The sequence below is a fragment of the Paenibacillus sp. GCM10023252 genome (genome assembly GCF_042653305.1).
Taxonomy (GTDB): Bacteria; Bacillota; Bacilli; order Paenibacillales; family Paenibacillaceae; genus Pristimantibacillus.
Window position 1 is genome coordinate 417,353 of sequence record NZ_JBHSHW010000009.1, and the last position, 16,360, is coordinate 433,712.

General features: G+C 48.4%; 11 protein-coding genes. 10 read left to right on the forward strand and 1 reads right to left on the reverse strand.

What is annotated here, in order from left to right; translation table 11 throughout:
- Positions 1-35 precede the first annotated feature (35 nt).
- The 5 genes from ACFO9Q_RS07675 to ACFO9Q_RS07695 all read left to right on the forward strand — a co-directional run bounded on the left by ACFO9Q_RS07675 (position 36) and on the right by ACFO9Q_RS07695 (position 5,263).
- Positions 36-1,019 (forward strand): zinc-dependent alcohol dehydrogenase, encoded by a 984-nt coding sequence (locus ACFO9Q_RS07675; RefSeq protein ID WP_379180378.1) that lies wholly within the window; start codon positions 36-38, stop codon positions 1,017-1,019.
- Positions 1,016-1,894 (forward strand): sugar phosphate isomerase/epimerase family protein, encoded by an 879-nt coding sequence (locus tag ACFO9Q_RS07680; protein ID WP_379180380.1) that lies wholly within the window; start codon positions 1,016-1,018, stop codon positions 1,892-1,894. Before ACFO9Q_RS07675 ends, ACFO9Q_RS07680 begins: the two co-directional genes overlap by 4 nt.
- Before the next feature lie 48 nt (positions 1,895-1,942).
- Complete coding sequence (locus tag ACFO9Q_RS07685; RefSeq protein WP_379180382.1) at positions 1,943-2,959, forward strand: zinc-dependent alcohol dehydrogenase; 1,017 nt, start codon at positions 1,943-1,945, stop codon at positions 2,957-2,959.
- Positions 2,960-3,226: 267 nt separating this feature from the next.
- Complete coding sequence (locus tag ACFO9Q_RS07690) at positions 3,227-4,231, forward strand: hydroxyacid dehydrogenase (RefSeq protein WP_379180384.1); 1,005 nt, start codon at positions 3,227-3,229, stop codon at positions 4,229-4,231.
- A gap of 24 nt (positions 4,232-4,255) precedes the next feature.
- Positions 4,256-5,263, forward strand: a complete 1,008-nt coding sequence (locus ACFO9Q_RS07695; protein WP_379180386.1) for a Gfo/Idh/MocA family protein — start codon at positions 4,256-4,258, stop codon at positions 5,261-5,263.
- Here the strand turns inward: ACFO9Q_RS07695 and ACFO9Q_RS07700 are convergent.
- Positions 5,255-7,630: a helix-turn-helix domain-containing protein gene (locus ACFO9Q_RS07700; protein WP_417621216.1), complete on the reverse strand. Its 2,376-nt coding sequence runs from the start codon at positions 7,628-7,630 to the stop codon at positions 5,255-5,257. The genes ACFO9Q_RS07695 and ACFO9Q_RS07700 overlap by 9 nt on opposite strands.
- Positions 7,631-7,893: 263 nt before the next feature.
- On the opposite strand from ACFO9Q_RS07700, the gene ACFO9Q_RS07705 reads away from it, so the two are divergent.
- The 5 genes from ACFO9Q_RS07705 (at position 7,894) to ACFO9Q_RS07725 (ending at position 16,354) form a co-directional block, all read left to right on the forward strand.
- On the forward strand, positions 7,894-8,868 hold the full coding sequence (locus tag ACFO9Q_RS07705; RefSeq protein WP_379180390.1) for an ABC transporter permease: 975 nt from the start codon (positions 7,894-7,896) through the stop codon (positions 8,866-8,868).
- 35 nt (positions 8,869-8,903) lie between these two features.
- Complete coding sequence (locus ACFO9Q_RS07710) at positions 8,904-9,785, forward strand: carbohydrate ABC transporter permease (protein ID WP_379180392.1); 882 nt, start codon at positions 8,904-8,906, stop codon at positions 9,783-9,785.
- Positions 9,786-9,824: 39 nt separating this feature from the next.
- Entirely contained in the window at positions 9,825-11,366 is a 1,542-nt protein-coding gene (locus tag ACFO9Q_RS07715) for an extracellular solute-binding protein (RefSeq protein WP_379180394.1), read from the forward strand.
- Between the two features lie 2 nt (positions 11,367-11,368).
- Entirely contained in the window at positions 11,369-13,249 is a 1,881-nt protein-coding gene (locus ACFO9Q_RS07720; RefSeq protein WP_379180397.1) for a hypothetical protein, read from the forward strand.
- 306 nt (positions 13,250-13,555) lie between these two features.
- Positions 13,556-16,354 (forward strand): glycosyl hydrolase family 8, encoded by a 2,799-nt coding sequence (locus tag ACFO9Q_RS07725; RefSeq protein WP_379180399.1) that lies wholly within the window; start codon positions 13,556-13,558, stop codon positions 16,352-16,354.
- Positions 16,355-16,360 lie beyond the last annotated feature (6 nt).

The following is a 16,360-nucleotide window of genomic DNA, read 5'->3' on the forward strand; positions in this document are numbered from 1 at the left end:
GATTAATACAAATCATTACAGTGAGGTGCACAGCAATGAAAGCACAAGTCTTACACCAGCCAGGTGTGCTTAAGCTGGAGGATATACCAATGCCGGAATGCGGTGACAAGCAGGTATTAATTAAGCTAATCACCTCTTGTATCTGCAATGGATCAGATCCAGCCATTATGGCAGGTGCGCATTGGACGGACTTCCCGATTGTATTCGGCCATGAGGCTTACGGAGTGATTACAGCTTGCGGCAGCGAGGTGACCGGCTATGAAGTAGGAGATCGTGTAGCCTGGTGGTTCACCGTAGGCGCGTTCGCTGAGTATGTCGCTGTCGCTCCAGACGATGTGGCGATGGTTAAGCTTCCGAGCAGGATTAGCAACGATGAGGGGCCGTTGTTCGAGCTCGCTGGAGCTGCCATCCGTGCTGTCGAAGCTGCGAGAATTAACCCCGGTGATCGGGTGCTTATTATCGGCCTAGGACCAAGCGGTGTCATCATGTCACAGCTGGCGAAGCAGGCAGGGGCAAGCACAGTTATTGGATGGGACCTGTATGAGTATCGCCGGCAACTGGGTCTGGAGCTGGGATGTGACGGTACATTCAATAATGCGATTCGGTCGGTGAGTAAGGAAGTTATTGAGCAGTTCGGCGAGATGGACATTGTCATTGATGCTTATGCAGATGACATACTCCCAGAGTCACCAACATTGGATGATGGAATTGCGGTGTTGCGAGATGGCGGAACTATTATATCCTACGGCCATCCTCGCAGAGGCAGGCAGCTCGATATCTTCCACCTGCAGCGCAAGCAAGTAACCATGAGAGGACCGGTTAACGATATCCAGCTGGTCAGGCAGTACCTTCAGAAGGCAGTAGATTACGCGGTTCAAGGCAAGCTGAGGCTTGCTCCTCTAATTAGCAGCAGGGTACCTCTGGATCAAGTAGCAGAAGGACTAGAATTGGTCATTAATCATCCGGATAAGTATATGAAGATATTAGTCGATATATCGTCAGGAGAGATGTCATCATGAAGTTAGCCTTATCAGGTCAGGTGCTTGCAGGGACTCATTCGCTGGAAGAGATTCTGAAGATTATGAGCAGCTATGGAGTGAATGCCATTGAGATCTGGCCAGGCAACGTACCTGCATTGGAAGAGAACGTATGCGCAGATGCTTATGAAGGACGCGATGCGCTGGCAGCTAAGAGGGTGTTAGATCAATATGGCTTCACCGTAAGCGGTGTATCTATGTCTGCTGCCTTCCACTCGGAGATCTCAGCCGATCTGGACAGGTATGCTGCCGCTCTAGTTCGTGCTGTTGAAGTGGCAGAGACGCTGGGGACGAAGCTAGTGAACCATTATTGTTATAACTTGTCCCTAGCTATTATGCCAGACCTGGCTAGAATTAAGCGGGCTGTTATGCCGGCTGTTCAGCTGGCAGAGAAGCTGGGCATTGTGCTCTGTCTGGAGAATGAGGCCCACGACGCTACTAGAACGCCTGAGGGAATGCTCTCCATTATTGAAGCGATCTCATCCCCCAGCTTCAAGACGAACTACGATCCGACGAATTATTATCATGCGGCAGAGGAAGGCTTCCCGTATGCTTATGATCTGCTGAAGCCGCATATCGCCTATGTTCATCTGAAGAATGGCTGTGTGTATCGTCCGGAGCTGGGGCATTCCGAGCTGAGCAAGGGATCTGTCATGACAGGCGCCTTGGCACCTAACCATATCTATTATCCGCCGCTCCCAGAGGGTGTCGTGAACATAGACGGCGTATTAGCAAGGCTGAAGAGAGACGGCTATGAGGGATATTGTGTCATTGAGCCTCACACGAAGCCGGAGCTTGCTCAGCATTACTTCGCGACAGAGACGGCTTATGTGAGAGAACGCGGATACTTCTACTAAGACCAACATCCTATATACGAACGAACCAATTGAGAGGGGATTATGACAATGAAGGCAGCTATACTAGAACAACCAGGAGTACTTAGAGTACAAGAAGTGGAAGTGCCATCCATTAAGAGCGACGAAGTGCTGCTCAAGGTGCAAGTCGCCTCCATCTGCAATGCTACCGATAATCATATCTATCACGGTGACTTCGACGGCTACCATGATTTCTATCCGCAGGTTCTTGGCCATGAGGTGGCTGGGGAAGTCATTCAGGTTGGTTCAGATGTAACAGACATTCAGCTTGGTGAGATTATTGCGCTCTACACCCCGCGTGGGGCCTTCTGTGAATATACGGTAGTTAGACCAACAGATGATCTATGGGTAAGAGTGCCTGAGTCTATTCCCGTTCGGATACGTTCCCTGGTTGAGATGTTCCATGGTGCCTATGTGTCAGCTGTACATCCAGCACAGATTAAGCCGCATGAGACTGTTCTAATAGTCGGTCAAGGCCCGCTAGGGTTAACGGCGGCGGCAACAGCCAAGTTGACCGCACATCAAGTATTAACGGTTGATGTCCATGCCTTCCGTGTGAAGAAGTCTCTGGAGATTGGAGCAGATGCTGCCTATAACCGCGCGGAGATGACGACGGATGAGATCGTTCAAGCTGTTAAGGACGCAACGGGCGGCAAGGGTGCCGATGTGGTCGTGATGTGTATATCCGAGGATCGCAGTTCAGAGCGTGATGCATTCGATATGGCGATCAAGGCGCTTAGGCAGAGAGGTAGAATAACAGGATTGTTCGTAGATGCGAAGGGAATCGAGAACAATCACCGGCTCAACCCGAGACTGCTGCTTCGCAAGGAAGCAACCTTCGCCCATACACTGAACCAGGTATATGGATCCCAAGCGGATGAGCTGAAGGCCTTCCAATTCGCAGTGGATAAGGTGGCTGAAGGCAAGATTAACTTCGATGCCTTCGTGACACATGAGATCGACTTCAGCGAGCTGGAGTACGGCCTTGACCTCTGCGTGAACCATATGAATGAAGCGATTAAGGTTGTGTTGTATCCAGATCGGTAATAGGAGATGAACGCACTTACACGAAATGGCTGCCTCCCCTAGGGAGAGCAGCCATTATTCGTTGTATGCCTTCAGCACTTGTGTTTACTAGATTGTTCACAACGTATCGCGAATCGTGCAGCAGATATAGCACTTTTTTGTAAGAGGGCTGCTACTAAGGAGTGCAGAGCAGATTCATCTGTACAAAAATGTCTTATTGCCGTTAACTGCAGCAACACATAAGGTGGAGTGGAATCATCAAATTGCGAAGCAAGGAGATTGCATGAAATGAAGACATTGATTACAGTAACTAATCCAAAGTTGAAAAAACTAATATTCCGCACAGAAGCGTTGGAGAAGCTGGCGCAATGGTCGGAGGTCCACTGGTTGGATCACAGAGGTGAGCTTCATGGCTTGCCGCTGGCTGACGTCCTCCATGACTTCGATGCTTGCCTAACATCATGGGGTTCCCCGCGATTAACGGCTGAGCTTGTGGAGAAGGCCCCGAAGCTCAAATTCATAGGACACGCTGCAGGCACTGTAGTCCCTTATGTTGATCCCAGCCTATTCATGAAGGGAATTACGATAGTTAATGCGAACAGCGCCTTGTCACGCGCTACGGCGGAAGGAACGGTAGCGATGATGGCGGCCGGCTCCTATCAGCTGCTGTCCTACAATCGGACATTCACCGAAGGGGGATGGGCCGACAATGACACGGAATATGTGCCTGGACTGTATAGGCAGACGATTGGACTGATCGGTTATGGCGATATAGCTAGGGAAGTCATTCGCCTGCTGCAGCCGTATGAACCACAGATTCTGCTGTATTCCAATCACTGCAGCGAAGCAGAGGCGGCTTCCCTTGGCCTGCATCTATGTTCCCATCTCGATGAGCTGTTAGAGAGATCCCATATTATCTCCCTGCACAATACACTAACTTCTACTTCAAGAGGCATGATTGGCCAGAGGGAGCTGGACCTTATTCAGAATGGGGCGCTGTTGATTAATACGGCAAGAGGCCCAATTATTGATGAGCATGCGCTGGCCGCTACTCTTGGCACAGGTCGTATTAGGGCCATGCTCGACGTGTTCGACACGGAACCGCTTAATCTTACTAGTCCTCTGCGACGGCTTCCTAATGTGTGGTGCTTCCCGCATATTGCCGCCTATTCGGGCTATTGGAAGTCTCGGCTCGGGCAGACGGTCATTGAAGATATGGAGAGGTGGATCAGAGGCGGCAAGCTGACGGGTGAGATTACGGTGGATAAGTACAATCGGATGACTCTAATGTAGCAGATGAGAGGAGTGATATTGAAGATGAGCTTGAAAATTTGCACGGTAGGCTGCGGGAATCATGCTGCCTTAGTACATGGTCCCTCCTACATGAAGTACGCTGGGGAAGTAGAAGATACCATTTTAGCGGCTTGCTGTGACCTTGATGAACAGAGAGCACAGGCTTTTCAACAACAATTCGGATTCGAACGCTCGTATACAAATATAGAAGTGATGCTCGAGGAGGAGAAGCCGGACGTGGTCTGTATCGTCGTGCCTGAACACTTGATTAAGTCAACAGCGATTGCGGTCATGCAGAGAGGCTATCCGGTTCTCATGGAGAAGCCCCCTGGACTTCATCCTCAGGACACCTTAGAGATGGCGGCGGTCGCTGCGATGGCGAGAGTCATTAACGGAGTTGCATTCAACCGAAGACATATGCCACTCCTCAAGAGACTTAAGGATGAGATTCGTAACCATGCTCCTAGCGAGGTACAGAGCATTATATATGAGTTCTACCGTTATGGCCGAACCGAGAGCACGTTCGAGACGACAGCGATTCATGGGATTGATGCGGTAAGGCATATTGCAGGTTCAAGCTATCGGGAGATTAGATTCACTTATCAAGAGCTTCCCCAGTTCGGAGAGCGTGTTGCTAATTACTATCTGGACTGCCAGTTCGATAATGGAATCCTCGCACGAATTCACTTCTGTCCCTGCTCCGGCGCCGTAATCGAGAGAGCCGTCGTTCATGCCAACGACCATATGTTCCTGCTGAACAGCCCCATATGGAATGGCTATGATAATCAAGGTGAACTTGTCCACCTTAAGTCAGGCGAGATCCAGACCAGAATCTCTGGCCTGGAATTGAACGTCGGAATGGCTCTGTTCGAGACGAATGGATTCTACGAGGAGAACAGAAGCTTTTTTGAGCATGTACGACAGGGCACTAAGTCTGCCGATGACATTCTGTCGGGGCTGCAAGCCGTTGAGATTGCAGATTGTATGAAGAATAGGCTGCCCTTTTATCGCTCAACCCGCTCGTCACTTTGATTTGTGATCGATTCGGTATTGGGAGGGCGTAACCCCTTCGTATCTCTTGAACACACGATTGTAATAAGAATGCTGATAGCCTACGCTCTCAGCTACCTCTACAATCTTCATGTCGGTTCTCATTAGCAGCTCCTTGGATCTCTCTACACGGAACTGCGTCAGGTAATCTACATAATTCGTACCTGTCGTCTCCTTGAAGGCTCTGCTCATGGTAGAGATGCTGGTCACCCCGACCTGATCACAATAATCCTCGAGAGACAGATCCTTCATATAATTCTGTCCAATCAGTCGAATAACCTGCTGTACCGATTGCTTAAGCTGTGTATCATAGAACGTATTAATCTCCAACACATAAGGTGCGATGATCTTGACCTTGAACCACCGTCTCATATCCATTGTCAGCCTAAGCTCGGACAGCTCTGCGTATAGATTCTCTCCCTCATGCAAGGCGAAGATAGGGAAGCCTGCTGAGAGGAGAGAATGGTGGACACTTCCTAATAGTTGGTACATGGCTTGCTGCACATACAGCTCAACCTCCACATGGCGCTCTACTTCCTGGATGAATAGGTCTAGGCTGGACAGCGCTTCCTCTTCTTGCCCCATTCGGATGGCATGAATAAGACTCTTCTCGGCTTCGAATGGATAATGGAACTTATAGGATCCATTCGCTACTAGCGTGTCCATATCAATGACTTGATTGGATTCACCAAGCTTGCGGTACTGCAGGGTGCGGCGAGTAGCCTCTGTAATGTCAGGGATCTGCTTCATCTCAAGAATCGGCTGTCCAATACATATGGTAGCATCCAGCTTAAGGATATGGCTTAAGGTAGAGGAGATCTTATTCGATACACTAATGAGCTCCTTCTTAGCTTCGAGACCGGATAAGCTGTCGGGCATAGTCGATAGGATACCGATGGACAGATCGTGGAAATTAATGACATGAGCTTGCCCCAGACGCATCTGAACGAGCTCATTCACGATATTAGCAGCGGCAAAAGTAACCAGCTGTTCATCTGATTCTCGGAACTTCCCATCTTCCTTCGTTAACCCCATAAGCTGAATGACCATGACGATATACCTCTGGCCATGAATGTCCCAGCCGTAATAGCTCATCCTCTCTCGAAGCTCTGATTCGCTTAGATAATACAGATGTCCCTGTACCAACTGAAGCATGAAGCCGTCCCTTAGGGTTGGGAGCTGTTCCTTCACTCGATTCTGAAGAATACGGCTCTCCAGCGACAAGGTATTCCACTGTCTCTCAATGAAGCTAAGTTCATCTCCAGTATGGTAACCGATGGATGAGTCCTTGTGGCCAACCGTTCCCATGAGTCTGGCAATCGGGCGGTACATTCTGCGAGAGGCTATCCAGGATAGACCTACAGCCAGAATAACAACTAATACGCTTACCGATATAATCCAACGGGACATTACGATGACAGGGCGGGAGATGCTTGATATATCTGTAGCGGTTGCTAATATCCAATCTATGCCTAGACGGGAGAATGTACTGTAAGACACGGAATATCTGGTCTGCTCATGAACTAAGGGGTAAGCCCCTGAGCCCTTAGACAAATACCGGTCCATGATGCCCTCACGTAATTGACGATAGAGCGGGTTGTCATTGTCGTGCTGAATGAGCGGCTCTCCCGATGAATCCACTAGAATGGAAGAGTTGGAGCCTTCCCTGACATCGAACATGCGGTTCACAGCCTGCGCGTCCAGTTGAACAATTAAGGCACCATATTTGTTCGCTAATACCCCGGGCAGCTGATGGACCAGCGTATACTTGAATGAATGGCGGAAGGAAGGAAGAGTAAGGGAAGGAATCTCGCTTACGTAGAGGTCCTTCGTCCAATACAGATCCTTATCCTGTTCCAGAAGCTTATGGAAGCGATCTTTTTGAGCCGGGTCATGAATGGTGAACAGCCCCTTTTTGTTCGATACCAATCTGCTGGACGTATCTACATACAGATAGACGTCCGCTACCAAGGGATTCATCTCCGTCATAATCGTCAGATTCTTGTAGATATCTCTGGTCAGGTCTAGCTCTTGTCCAAGATCTACCTTCATTAATTGCTCCCCGAATAACGGGTTATAAGCCCACTGGGAGAGGCTCATCTCCAAGCGTGATAATTGCTCATCGATCTGTACAGCCAATTGATTAAGCTGGTTCTGATGAGAACGATTAACCTCCTTCTCAATCTGGCTTACACCGACAGAGTACAAGCTTAGGCCGATCACTATGGTTGGCAGACAAGCTGTCAGCAAGACAAGGGTTAAGTTTTTTCTGAAAAAAGAAGATTGAAAAAATACATTGCTAATAACACCTGTGACCTTATTAAATAACGGCTGCAGCAAGGACAACATCTCCATCTGAGAGTAATTAAGGATGATATAGAAAGACTATATCGTGTGAAATTCCTTTTAACAAGGCTCTTAGCCTGAGGGAGGGCCTTTCCGGTATAGAACATTTTTGCACAGAAGAGAAATGGCTCTTAAAACGCGAGGAAACCGCAAAAAAAGGGGAGATCAAAACAATTCTATTGCTGCAAAACGAGAGGGGGCTTATGTTGAGAAGGCAAGGAAGCAGGCTTCACACAAATACACGTTGGGATCGCGAGGTTAAAGGGATGAGCACGATAGAAACAAGCAAAAAGCGGAGCAGCCCCGTTCAAGTCGCTCTGCCGTCACGTTCGAGAGGACAGAAGCTGAGGCAAGCGCTCGTGCGGGACAAATACTTATTCATGTTAGGGCTGCCGGGTCTTCTCATTATGGCCATGTTCAAATACCTGCCTATGTGGGGCGTACTGATTGCATTCAAGCAATACTCGCCTATATTAGGATTCTCTATGAGTGAGTGGGTAGGCTTCGATCATTTTCATCGATTATTCACGAACCCTGATTTTCCTTTGCTGCTGAGGAATACACTTGCCATTAATCTAATGGGGTTGGTCTTTTTCTTTCCGGTTCCAATCATCTTGTCCTTAATGCTTAATGAAGTGCGGAAGGAAGCTTACAAGAGAACGATTCAATCAATTGTCTATCTCCCACATTTCCTCTCTTGGGTCATTATAGCAGGACTCACCTTTTCTTTTTTTGCTACAGGGGAAGGATTAGTAAATAAGATCCTGCTTGAGACCGGATTGTCCAGAGTAGAATGGCTGACGACACCTAACTTGTTCTGGGTGTTCCTAACGGGCCAGAGTATATGGAAGGAAGCGGGATGGGGCACAATCATATTCCTTGCGGCTATCTCGGGCGTAGACTCGCAGCAGTATGAGGCGGCCAGAATGGACGGAGCGGGACGGCTGCGCCAGATGTGGCATATTACGCTGCCTGCGATCCGCAATGTAATCGTCATTCTATTAATTCTGCAATTAGGTGGAATGATGGACGTAGGCTTCGAGCAAGTCTACTTGCTTAAGAACAGTCTCGTCTCGAGTGTGGCAGAAGTGTTCGACACCTATGTATACCGAGTCGGCCTGCTTCAGGGAGAGTTCAGCTATACGACAGCAGTCGGGCTGTTCAAGTCTATCATCGGATTGATCCTCGTTCTGGGAGCTAATAAGCTTGCTAAGAGGTATGGCGGGAATGGTTTCTTTTAGATTTTTTAATAAAAAAGAATGGCAGAGGTGTAGGTATGAAAGAAACATGGAACGAGAAGCTTTTCGGTTACTCTAATCTTATCCTGCTTGGTTTCATAGGACTAATCTCGCTTTTCCCTTTCTATTATATTATGGTCGTTTCCTTTACCGACTCCAGCGAATATTTAAGCAGCCGAATTATTCTGTTTCCGAAGCAATTCACCTTAGATGCGTATCAATATATATTTTCCAGCAGAATATTTGTCACTTCTCTAGGAGTCAGCGGCTATCTGGCTGTTGTGGGGACTATCCTGAGCTTGATTGTTACGGCTGCATTTGGTTATATGATCTCCAGGAAGAGGCTTGTAGGGAGGAAGGTTATTACGACTTCCCTGATTATTACGATACTATTCCAACCGGGCATGATTCCTAACTACTTGATTATTAATGAGCTAGGATTAATGAATAGTCTATGGTCTATCATTCTTCCTGGTATGCTAAGCGGCTGGAATGCCCTGCTGCTGAAGACCTTCTTCGAGAACATCCCAGAGAGCCTGGAAGAGTCGGCTTATATGGATGGTGCGAATGACTTGAAGATCTTCTTCCAGATCATATTGCCGCTGTCTCTGCCCGCTATGGCAACCTTCGGCTTGTTCTTCGCGGTAGGCTACTGGAACACATTCTTCAGTGCCGTACTGTATATAACCGATGATACGAAGTGGCCACTTCAGGTTCTGTTGCAGAGTATGATTGTCCAGTCATCAACCGGCATCGCGGATCCGTCTGTTGCTGCGAATATGTCGGCGGATCAGACGGTTACGCCGCAGATTATTAAGATGGCCGCTATCGTCATTGCAACCATACCTATCTTAATGGTGTACCCATTCCTGCAGAAGCACTTCACCAAGGGTGTCATGCTCGGCTCTGTCAAGGGATGATCACAATAGATTCAACCATATAAAAGGGAGGAAAAGAAAATGAAAAAAGGGTTACAGGCTGCAATAGGTACAGCTGTTCTAATCACAAGTCTATTATCCGGGTGTGCTAGCGGGAACTCGAATGAGGAGAAGGAACATACAGCTTCTAAGGATGCTGGGCCAACCGAGATTAGCTTAATGGCGATTAACACAGGAGCGGAGGCTCCGAAGGATGATAACGCGATTGAACTGGAGATGGAGAAGCGCACGAATACGAAGCTGAATATTAAGTACATTCCATCCAATAACTACGGGGATAAGTTCAAGGTAACGATCGCTTCCGGAGATATTCCTGACGTTATGCTGACAACCTGGATCTATGATCCTGTCGTTATGCAGGCCATTCGAGAAGGGGCCTTCTGGGATCTCACTCCTTATCTGAAGGATTATCCCAATCTGATGAACACGTATCCTAAGGAGAGCTGGGATAATACCAGGATCGACGGGAAGAACTACGGAATCCCTCGTCCAAGACCGTTAGCAGGCGGAGTAGCCTTCCCTGCCCTTCGTAAGGATTGGATGGATAAGCTGGGACTTAGCACACCTAAGACGATGGATGAACTATATACGGTATTGAAAGCCTTTACGGAGAACGATCCGGATGGGAATGGTAAAAAAGATACGGTCGGCTTTGCTGCGAGTGTAGGAGAAGGATGGATGGATAAGTTAGCCTTCGTTGAGGATGTCTTCGCCGGAGACCAGAATGGCACCTTCATCAAGGATGGCAAGATGGAGTTCCGCGACTTCCAGCCTTCAGAGAGAGACGCTCTTCTATGGCTGCAGAAGGCTTATAAGGAAGGCGTTTTGGCTACAGATTTTGCCGTAATGAAGGAAACTCAGGTCTATGACATGATGAAGGCAGGGCAGATCGGGATGGCGCCAAGATCAATGGATTCCGCTGCCATCTGGGATGCCATCAGTACTTTGCGCAAAACGTCCCCTAACGCAGATATTATTCACTTGCCATGGATTACGTCACCTGCAACAGGAAAGCCTTTTGTCCACAAGGAAGGCGGGTTCTTCGGCAATTATCTCATATCCAAAAAAGTACCGGAAGCGAAAATGAAGAAGATATTGGAGTTCTTCGACTACGGCGCTTCTAAAGAGGGGATGGATCTAGCCAAATATGGATTAGAAGGTGTTCATCATACGGTAGAAGGTGGAATCAAAACACAGAATGAAGAGTATAAAAAAATTCCAGGAGGACAGCTTGTCGGCATATGGAGCTTCGTAGACAAGTATTCTCGTGTACTTCCTGCAGGCGGTTCTCCTATGGAGATGACAGAACGCGACAAAAAAGTAGTAGACGAGCGGCTAAAGGTCGGTACATTCATCAATATGTCTGGGGTAAACTCGGAAACAGAGACCCAGCACTGGACCGAAATAGCCAAAAAAATTCAAGATATGAAAATCAAAGTCATTATGGGCAAGGAAACGATTGAAGAGTGGGACAAGATGGTTATCTCACTTAAAGAAGATCCTAGGATGAACAACATTCTGGAGGAGCGTTACGATTCTTATAGGAAGCTGTACGGTAATTAAGGATGAATATTCAGCAAATCTATGAAGCCCTGCAGTATGGAACGGAACAGAAAGGTGATCATCAAGCCCTATTCGCTGAAGCAAGGGATCTTAGAAGGTGGGAGCTTATTCGTACAGAGCCCTTCTGGAAAGAGATGCTTCAGGAAACGGAACGTCTGGCGGAGGAGCATCTCAAGAAGTCCATCTCCGTTATTCCTTATTCCGCCTTCCGAATCATAAGCGAGACTGGGTCACGGAAGGAATATGCTCAGCATTACAATGAGCACCGAAGCCGGTTGAACTCGCTCGCCATTCTCACCATGGTTCATCAGGATGATCGGTATCTCTCGGAGCTGCAAGACATTATCTGGGCCATATGCGACGAATATACGTGGGCAATGCCGGCACATCTTGGCGTGAATGATATTATCCTGGATGACGCTAATCATCTGACGACGGAAGGCAGAGTTCAGGAGACGAAGCGCCCTCATCGGAGAAGTGTAGAGCTCACTAATGTCATGACAGGCTTTGCGCTAGCTGAGATTGTAGATCTTCTCGAAGACAGGCTGTCGCCCCTTGTCGTCTATCGGGCAAGGAAGGAGGTGACCGAGCGTATCATTGAACCGTTCTACGAGCTTAACAGCTTCTTCGGCTGGGAGGTGCAAGAGCATAACTGGGCTGCCGTCTGTGGAGGAGGAGCAGGTGCTGCGGCGCTGTACTTAATCAAGGACAACAAGATCTTGGCCCCGTTCTTGTTAAGGGTCATTAGCGGATTGGAGAGCTTCCTGCTCAGCTATCAGGAGGATGGCTTCTGTCCGGAAGGTCTGGCCTACTGGGAGTATGGGTTCGGCCATTATGTCTACTTCGCGGAGCTTCTGAAGGAGAGAACGGCCGGTAAGCTCGATCTGCTGTCAGATCCTAAGATTAGACAGATCGCTCTATATCCTCAGAGGGTGTATCTGAGTGAAGGGAATGTTGTCGCCTACTCAGACGGGCATCACAGCCACCCGTATGTTCCCGTACTGACCCATCGCCTCAAGAGCGTATTTCCAGAGATGCAGATTCCTATGAGTACGTCTGGCAGCCGGGTGGGGAATAAGAATTACCATTACTGGGTTCAGGTCGTGAGAAATTTTGTCTGGAGCGACAGCAGGTATGCCTTAGAGGAGCCAGCGGAGGAGTCCCACTATTTCTGTAATGCCCAGTTCCTCATCCGCAGAAGAACTACGGCAGGGAAGGCAGTCTGCTTCGCAGCGATAGGTGGACATAACGGACAACATCATAATCATAATGATGTCGGACACTTCGTCATCCACTACCGAGGGGAGACGCTGCTTACCGACTTAGGTGCAGGGGAATATACGGCGCAGTACTTCGGACCGGACCGTTATTCTCTCGTTGGTAATGGCTCGCAGGGGCATTCCGTGCCCATTGTTGAAGGGCAATATCAACAGGCAGGGGAGCAATTCAGGGCTGCTATACTAGATGTCGAGCAGTCTGAAGCACAAGACTGGTTCCGCATGGAGCTGGCCGGTGCCTATGATGTGCCGAACTTAAGATCACTAATTCGAGAATTTCACTGGGACCATTCCAATGAACAGCCAATAAGGCTTAAGGACTCGTATACCTTCGAACGTCCGCCTGGATTCGTTACCGAGCGGTTCATTACTACCCATCAACCACTCATCGGGGAGGACGGAACCGTGCGAATTGAAGGGGAACAAGGGATGGTCACGATAGGGTACAATCCACAAGCAATGGAATGTACAATTGGACAACAGGTATTCATGAACAATCATCTGACGGCTATTCCAGTATTCATGATAGACTTCAAGCTCCGTAGTGCTTATCTAACAACAAGTATGCAAGCTGAGTTCACGTTCCATGTAGGAGAGATAGAATAACAGGCTGCAGTGGAAGGGGGGCGATAGGTATGCCCGATCATCTGGCGTAATCATCCCTCTTCCAGCATCTTATGAAGCTCCCTGCCGTCTTGGAGGCGGAGGGGCAATTCGACAAGCCCTATTCTCTAAGGAATTGAGATATTCTTAATTGAACACTGTGAATCTTAAAACTATACTATGTCCTTCGTGACAAAACATAGGGTATGTTGATAGAGGGTATTGTAAGCGTTTGTATACTCTAAAGGAGGGAGAGCTTCGGTAAGAAAGGACAGGATGTAAACGAATAAGCTAAAAGGAGTTGTATCAATGAAACCGAGAAAGACTAAGTTAACAAAAGTATCAAAATGGGTCGCCTGCTCCATCGTTACAGCTGTGACTCTATCTACTGCTTCCTATGGTATCCATACTCCGAGCGTATCAGCCAATACTAGTGCTCCTGCTAGCAGCAGCTTCTTGTCTGGAAGCGAGCAATATCCATTCCCGCATAACGTATCGTATCCCCATGGCATCATGCCGAGCCTTGACCGTGATACACTCAATCGGGACATGCTGAACTTGTATACGAAGTGGCGTGACCTGTATATAACAACAGATGGGGCTAAGCCGGGAGAAGTCCGGATTCGTTCCTATGATTCGAATTATAAGAATGGGACTTGTTCCGAAGGAATGGGCTTCGCCATGCTCATCAGCGTCTATATGGCCAATCCTAGCAACAGTGGCCGGACGGACTTCGATGGGTTGTTCCGATACTACAAGCGCGGGCTATCTCCCGGCTACAACTTCATGGGCTGGAAGGTAGACAAGGATGGCAACAGCATTGATCCTTACTCTGCTCCAGACGGAGATCTTGATGTGGCTGTCTCTCTCCTAATGGCTCATAAGCAATGGGGCAGTGACGGGGAGATTAACTACCTGGAAGAAGCCAAGACCATCATTACCGATATTATGGAGTTCCTCATCTATAAGCCTTCTTATATTGTGAAGCAAGCCCAGACAACGATTACATCCGTCATCAGCTCCTACGAAATACCTGGATGGTTCAACCTGTTCGGCGAGATAACAGGAGATGAGCGATGGGAAAAAGCTGAGGATGCTGCTTATGGGATGTTCAACCACTTCTACAACTTGAATCCTTCAACTGGGCTAGTACCTTACAAGTGGGTATTGTCCTCAACAGGAGTTCCTACGTATACGGGTCCTAACGGTCCAGATTCCAATTCGACCAGCTATGGCTTCGATCCGTGCAGGCTTCCTTGGCGGGTAGGGCAGGACTTCCTATGGAATGGCACCTCCAACAATAGCCTGGCCCATGACTTCCCAGATCGCAATGTGAAGTGGTTCATGACGAAGATTAATGGCAATCCAGCTACAGCTGCCCAGAGCTACAATATTGATGGAACCGTTAGAACGGCTAGTCCATCCCCTCGCAATATGGTTGGACCGATGGCCGTTGCTGCAATGGTTGACTCTTCCAATCAAGCTTCACTGGATCTCATGTACAATTACTTGCGCACACTGGAGCCCACAACCGATTGGCCGGGCGGCTATTACCAGGATGCGGTGATGATGATGAGCATGCTGGTCCTTACCGGCAACATGCCGAACTTGTATGATTATGCTCCATACCCGAACAACACGCTGCCAGCCCCGCTGCCAGTGACGGACACGACGCCGCCAACACAGCCATTGAATGTGACGGTTACCAATTCGACTTTGAATACGATTCAGATCTCCTGGAGTGCAGCTACGGATAATGAGGGGTCTGTCGTGTATGAGATTATGAAGGATGGGAAGCTGTATAACGTAACATCCGCTCTAACGAACAAGCTGGAATACCTGGATTCAGGGACAGCCTATACGATTACCGTGAGAGCGAGAGATAAGGCAGGCAACGTCACCTCCAGTCAGGATATCATAGGCACGACTGTAACGGATACGACGGCACCGCCGAAGACGACAGGCATTACCGCTCAAGCCAAGTCCTTAACGAGCATTACGCTCAGATGGACCCGCCCTGCAGACGACGACGCGGTTAACGAAATATTCTATGATATCTATATGAATGACGCCAAGGTTAATACGGAGAGAGTCTATTTCCCAAGCGACTACGTCATTAAGAATCTGCAGCCAGCGACCGCTTACAACTTCAAGATTGTAGCAACAGATAAGGGAGGAAACTCCTCCACAAGCGATGTATTCACAACGTCTACGACAACAACCGATACATCCAAGCCGTCAAGACCGTCTTATGTAAGAGCAGCTAGCAAGACCTATGACACCGTTAACTTAGCTTGGAATGCATCAACGGACGATAACCCATCAGGAACGGTCACATATGATGTGTATAATGGCTCGCAAAAAGTAAACACACAGCCGATTACAGGCACGTCCTTCACCTTAACGAACTTGCAGCCAGATACCGAATATGCCATTAAGGTTACAGCTAGAGACTCCGCAGGCAATACGCAGGATAGCTACATCTATGACACGAAGACGACAGATGTCACGGTGAGTGAGTCGCTGACTGGTCCGGGCAGTATTCCATCCCACCAGCTCTTAACGACGAACTATGGCATGAACGCGCCTGTTCAGAGAATGATAAAAAGCTTCAGCACAACGATTAAATATGATACTGCAGCCTTGCAATTGGTTGAGGCCGTATCGTTGCAACAAGGGTTAACCATTGAAGAGATCAATACTTCCACACCGGGTGAACTGCTAATTAAGGCTAGCAGTACCAACGGCACAGTATCTACAGGGAGCCCGTTAGTGAAGCTTACTTGGCAGCCCAAGAGGGTTAATCAACAAGTGAATCTCTCCTCAAGCACGATCGCTTGGAGTGAACAAGAGAAGAAGCTGCTGACAGAGGGAGCAAGTCTAGCGGTTCAGGTGTCTTATATCACAGAGGATATTAGCGGTCCTGTCAGCGGGCAGCCGGATGGAAAAGTAGATTATCATGATGTTGTATTCGCCAAGAAGCATCTGAATAAAACGACCAATTCTCCTGATTGGGATGCTGTACGATTGGCTGACATTAACAACAACGGGAAAATTGATTTGAATGACATAAAGGCAATTGCATTGAAGCTTGCCCAAACTAATTAACCTTTC

What these genes read in the sequence shown, in the direction of transcription:
- ACFO9Q_RS07685 (WP_379180382.1), top strand. Translation starts at nt 1,943, where the DNA reads ATGAAGGCAGCTATACTAGAACAACCAGGAGTACTTAGAGTACAAGAA.
- ACFO9Q_RS07705 (WP_379180390.1), top strand. Translation starts at nt 7,894, where the DNA reads ATGAGCACGATAGAAACAAGCAAAAAGCGGAGCAGCCCCGTTCAAGTC.
- ACFO9Q_RS07700 (WP_417621216.1), bottom strand. Translation starts at nt 7,630, where the DNA reads ATGTTGTCCTTGCTGCAGCCGTTATTTAATAAGGTCACAGGTGTTATT.
- ACFO9Q_RS07725 (WP_379180399.1), top strand. Translation starts at nt 13,556, where the DNA reads ATGAAACCGAGAAAGACTAAGTTAACAAAAGTATCAAAATGGGTCGCC.
- ACFO9Q_RS07675 (WP_379180378.1), top strand. Translation starts at nt 36, where the DNA reads ATGAAAGCACAAGTCTTACACCAGCCAGGTGTGCTTAAGCTGGAGGAT.
- ACFO9Q_RS07695 (WP_379180386.1), top strand. Translation starts at nt 4,256, where the DNA reads ATGAGCTTGAAAATTTGCACGGTAGGCTGCGGGAATCATGCTGCCTTA.
- ACFO9Q_RS07720 (WP_379180397.1), top strand. Translation starts at nt 11,369, where the DNA reads ATGAATATTCAGCAAATCTATGAAGCCCTGCAGTATGGAACGGAACAG.
- ACFO9Q_RS07710 (WP_379180392.1), top strand. Translation starts at nt 8,904, where the DNA reads ATGAAAGAAACATGGAACGAGAAGCTTTTCGGTTACTCTAATCTTATC.
- ACFO9Q_RS07680 (WP_379180380.1), top strand. Translation starts at nt 1,016, where the DNA reads ATGAAGTTAGCCTTATCAGGTCAGGTGCTTGCAGGGACTCATTCGCTG.
- ACFO9Q_RS07690 (WP_379180384.1), top strand. Translation starts at nt 3,227, where the DNA reads ATGAAGACATTGATTACAGTAACTAATCCAAAGTTGAAAAAACTAATA.
- ACFO9Q_RS07715 (WP_379180394.1), top strand. Translation starts at nt 9,825, where the DNA reads ATGAAAAAAGGGTTACAGGCTGCAATAGGTACAGCTGTTCTAATCACA.